1 protein-coding gene and 2 pseudogenes are annotated in these 4,351 nt (G+C 39.3%); all 3 read left to right on the plus strand.

The features are described 5' to 3' along the window. Window positions 1-94: 94 nt before the first annotated feature. A pseudogene (locus HMPREF0518_RS07825) lies at window positions 95-517 on the plus strand (ABC transporter permease subunit); the annotation flags it as partial. Further along, window positions 514-1,469: pseudogene (locus tag HMPREF0518_RS07830) on the plus strand (ABC transporter permease). The pseudogenes HMPREF0518_RS07825 and HMPREF0518_RS07830, both read left to right, overlap by 4 nt. A gap of 199 nt (window positions 1,470-1,668) precedes the next feature. Beyond that, window positions 1,669-4,305, plus strand: a complete 2,637-nt coding sequence (locus tag HMPREF0518_RS07835; protein WP_003627637.1) for a cation-translocating P-type ATPase — start codon at window positions 1,669-1,671, stop codon at window positions 4,303-4,305. The last annotated feature ends 46 nt before the right edge of the window (window positions 4,306-4,351 follow it).

The raw sequence follows: 4,351 nt of genomic DNA on the forward strand, positions 1-4,351 counted from the left end.
TAAACAATTTATTGTGCAAAGAACTCCAGCAAGCAGTTAATGACTTGTTAGAAGCTGAACTGACTGCGTTTTTAGGCTATGATCCTTATGTTGTTATGCTGGAATTTCTGCTAAGAAGAATATCATCCTTTCTATGCTTCTCTCTGGTGGTTTTGCAGGAATCGGTGGTGTGGTACAAGGATTGGGAACTTACCAAAACTACTTTACTCAAACTAGCAGTATTAATATCGGTTGGGATGGACTTTCAGTAGCTTTATTAGGAAACAGTACAGCAATTGGGATTTTAATTGCTTCCCTTTTATTCTCTATTCTTAAAATTGGTGGCCTTGGTATGCAAACTGTAGCTGGCGTACCTTATGAAATTGTTTCAATTGTAATTGCCGCTATTATTTTCTTCATTGCAATCAAATATGTCTTTGATTTACTTTTTGCAGTAAAGAAAGGTACAGAAATTGGTCCTAACAATGGTGTTGATGGACCAAACATCAAATTACAAAAAGAAGGACCAGTACTATGAATCTTACATCTCTTCTAGCATTAATCGTTTCCTCAACCTTAGTGTATTCCGCTCCATTAATTCTTGCATCCTTAGGCGGCGTATACATTGAAAATTCCTGTGTTGTCAATATTGGCCTTGAAGACATCATGAGTGTTGGTGCTTTCACTTCCATTATCTTCAACCTTACCTTTGCCCAAGATTTTGGGGCCGCTACTCCATGGTTAGGTGCATTAGTTGGTGCAATCTTCGGCTTAATTTTTTTCTATTACATGCATTTGCTACAATCAGCCTTCATGCGGATCATATCATCAGTGGTACTGTGTTAAACTTATTAGCTCCACCTTTAGGCATATTTTTAATAAAGGCCATTTATGAAAAAGGACAAACTCCTAACATTACTGCCAACTTTGGTTACACCAATATTCCGAGATTAGCAGACATTCCTGTTATTGGTAAAATCTTTTTTACTAATACTTCCGCTCCTGCATGGCTTGCAATTATCATCACAGTTTTGCTTTGGTGGATCCTTTACAAAACCAGAATTGGTCTTCGCCTCCGTTCAACCGGTGAAAATCCGCAAGCTGCTGATACTCTTGGCGTAAATGTTTACAAAATGCGCTACATTGGGGTTCTTATTTCCGGCTTTATGGCTGGTTTAGGTGGCGCAGTCTTTGCTCAATCAATTTCTGGCAACTTCTCTATTTCAACCATCGTTGGTCAAGGTTTTATGGCTTTAGCTGCCGTAATTTTTGGTAAATGGAATCCAATTGGTGCAATGCTTTCATCCCTTTTCTTTGGTTTTGCTCAAAGTTTAAGCATCATCGGTAACCAACTTCCAGGCTTTGAAAAAATCCCAACGGTTTATATGCAAATCACTCCATATGTCATCACAATCGTTGTCTTAGTTATTTTCCTTGGAAAATCTGTTGCTCCTGCAGCTGCTGGCATAAATTACATCAAATCAAAATAATTAACGAACCAGTTGAAAAAAAGATACATGTATGATATAAATTTAGTATACATATAGGGAGTAACCGACAAATAATTGTACTCATGGCGTCAAGTCACGAAAGCAATTTCCGCTGTGAGTTTAAATGGTGAGACTATTACATAAACGCTCTTAAGTTTATGCAGTAGTCTCTTTTTTGTTTGGGATTTACTGAAGTTTAATGGAGGGTCTTATATTGAAACAATATTATTTACAGACCAAAGCTAAAGTCTTAGAAGAATTAAAGACGTCTAGCGGTGGTTTATCATCTCAGCAGGCTAAGGACAACTTAGCTAAGTATGGCAAGAACGCCTTAATTGAAGGCAAAAAGAAGACGACATTGCAGGTCTTTTTAGAACAATTTAAAGACTTAATGGTAATTATCTTAATTATCGCCGCTGTCATTTCTGCCTTTACTGGCGAACTTGAAAGTACTTTGGTAATTATCGCAGTCTTAATCCTGAATGCAATTTTAGGTACTGTGCAGCACATCAAGGCTGAAAAATCGCTTGAATCATTAAAGTCGCTGTCCTCGCCTAGCGCCAAGGTCTTGCGTGATGGCAAAAAGATTGAAATTGATTCAAAAGATGTTGTACCCGGCGATATTATGCTCTTAGAAGCCGGTGACATGGTCACAGCCGACGGCCGTATTTTGGACAACTTCTCACTGCAAGTTAATGAAAGTTCTTTAACTGGTGAATCAACCAACATTGATAAGGCAGATGTAGAATTTGATCACGAAATGCCGCTTGGCGATCGCATTAACATGGTTTACTCGAGTTCTTTAGTAACTTATGGTCGTGCTAATGTGGTAGTTACCGCCACAGGGATGAACACAGAAATCGGTAAGATCGCTTCCTTGATGAATGAAACCAAGGAACGTCGTACCCCATTGCAAATTTCACTGGATAAGTTCTCGTCTAAACTAGCTACAGCAATTTTAATCATCTGTGCTATCGTGCTTGGTTTGCAAATCTGGCGTGGTCAGCCAATTATGGATGCCCTGCTCTTTGCAGTAGCATTGGCTGTAGCCGCAATTCCTGAAGCTTTAAGTTCAATCGTAACCATCGTGCAAGCTATGGGTACGCAAAAAATGGCTAAGGAAAATGCCATTATTAAAAACTTGGCTGCCGTTGAATCACTTGGTTCAGTATCAGTTATTTGTTCTGACAAGACCGGTACTTTAACTCAAAACAAGATGACAGTCCAAGATATCTATATCGGTGGCAAAACCCTTAAGCCAAATCAACTTAATCTAGACAATCAATTGCACCGTTACTTACTATATGATGCAGTGTTAAACAACGATTCTAGCTTAGTTGATGGTAAGGGAATCGGTGACCCAACTGAATACGCATTATTAGAAATGTACCGCCAAGTACCTGGTATCGACTTAGGTGATAAAGGTTTAGGCATATCAGAAGAAGATTTAAGAGGACTGTTAACTCGTAAGCAAGAAGTTCCTTTTGACTCTGACAGAAAATTGATGAGTACTAAGCACCTGATTCATACAGTTCCTACTATCTTCGTTAAGGGTGCAATCGATGTCTTGCTTGATCGCTGCGTCAACATCAGATTAGATGATGAAGTTCGCCCAATCACTGAAGAAGATAAGAAGCAAATCTTAGCTCAAAACCAACACTTCTCAGAAAATGGTTTGCGTGTTTTGACCTTCGCTTATAAAGAAAGCGATGAAGATTTAACCCCTGAAACAGAAAACGGCTTTACTTTCATTGGTTTGGTATCTGAAATGGACCCACCTCGTGAAGAAAGTATTGAAGCTGTTGCCAGAGCTAAAAAGGCTGGTATCCGCACTGTAATGATTACTGGTGACCACAAGGTTACTGCAGTTGCTATTGCTAAAAAGATCGGCATCTTCAATGATGGCGACATGGCTGTTACTGGTCTTGAACTTGATAAGATGAGTGATGAAGAGCTTGAGCAAAAGATTGAAAAAATCGCCGTTTATGCTCGTGTATCTCCTGAAAACAAGATCAGGATCGTTAACGCATGGCAAAAGAAAGATCACATTGTTTCTATGACTGGTGACGGTGTTAACGATGCCCCTGCTTTGAAAAAAGCCGACATTGGTGTTGCTATGGGTATCACAGGTACAGAAGTATCTAAAGATGCTGCCAGCATGATCTTGGCTGATGATAACTTCGCAACTATCATTAAGGCTGTTGCAATTGGTAGAACTGTTTTTGAAAACATTAAAAATGCTATTATGTACCTACTTTCAGGTAACTTGTCAGCCATCATCACAGTATTATTTGCCTCAATCGGTGGCTTCTCTGTACCGTTCATTGCAGTTCAACTGCTTTTCATCAACCTGGTGACTGACTCTTTGCCAGCTTTAGCAATTGGAATGGAACCTGGTTCGCCAGATGTGTTGAGCAGAAAACCACGTGATCCTAAGGTTGGTGTCTTGAATAAGTCATTAGTTAACAAGGTAGGACTTCAAGGTTTGATCATTGCAGTCGGCGTAATTACCGCCTTCATGATTGGTCGTCAAACTAGTCCAGCTGTTGCATGTACGATGGCCTTCTCTACTTTGACATTTGCTAGATTGCTTCACGGTTTCAACTGCCGTTCACAACACAGCATTTTCAAGATTGGCTTCAAGAAGAACTGGTACAGCTTAGCTGCATTTGCCGTAGGTACTTTGCTTTTAGCATTAATCTTATTTGTACCTGCATTGCACGGGTTGTTTGCAGTAACTCCTTTAACTGGCAATCAACTTCTTTGGATTATTGGTCTTGCAGTAATACCAACTGTAATCATTCAAATTGTTAAGGTAGTTAACGAAAATAGATAATAATTTTAAACATGCAAATAAGCTTCGTTTCTTAATGAGACGAAGC

It is taken from the genome of Lactobacillus helveticus DSM 20075 = CGMCC 1.1877, assembly GCF_000160855.1.
In the GTDB taxonomy this organism is placed as follows: domain Bacteria; phylum Bacillota; class Bacilli; order Lactobacillales; family Lactobacillaceae; genus Lactobacillus; species Lactobacillus helveticus.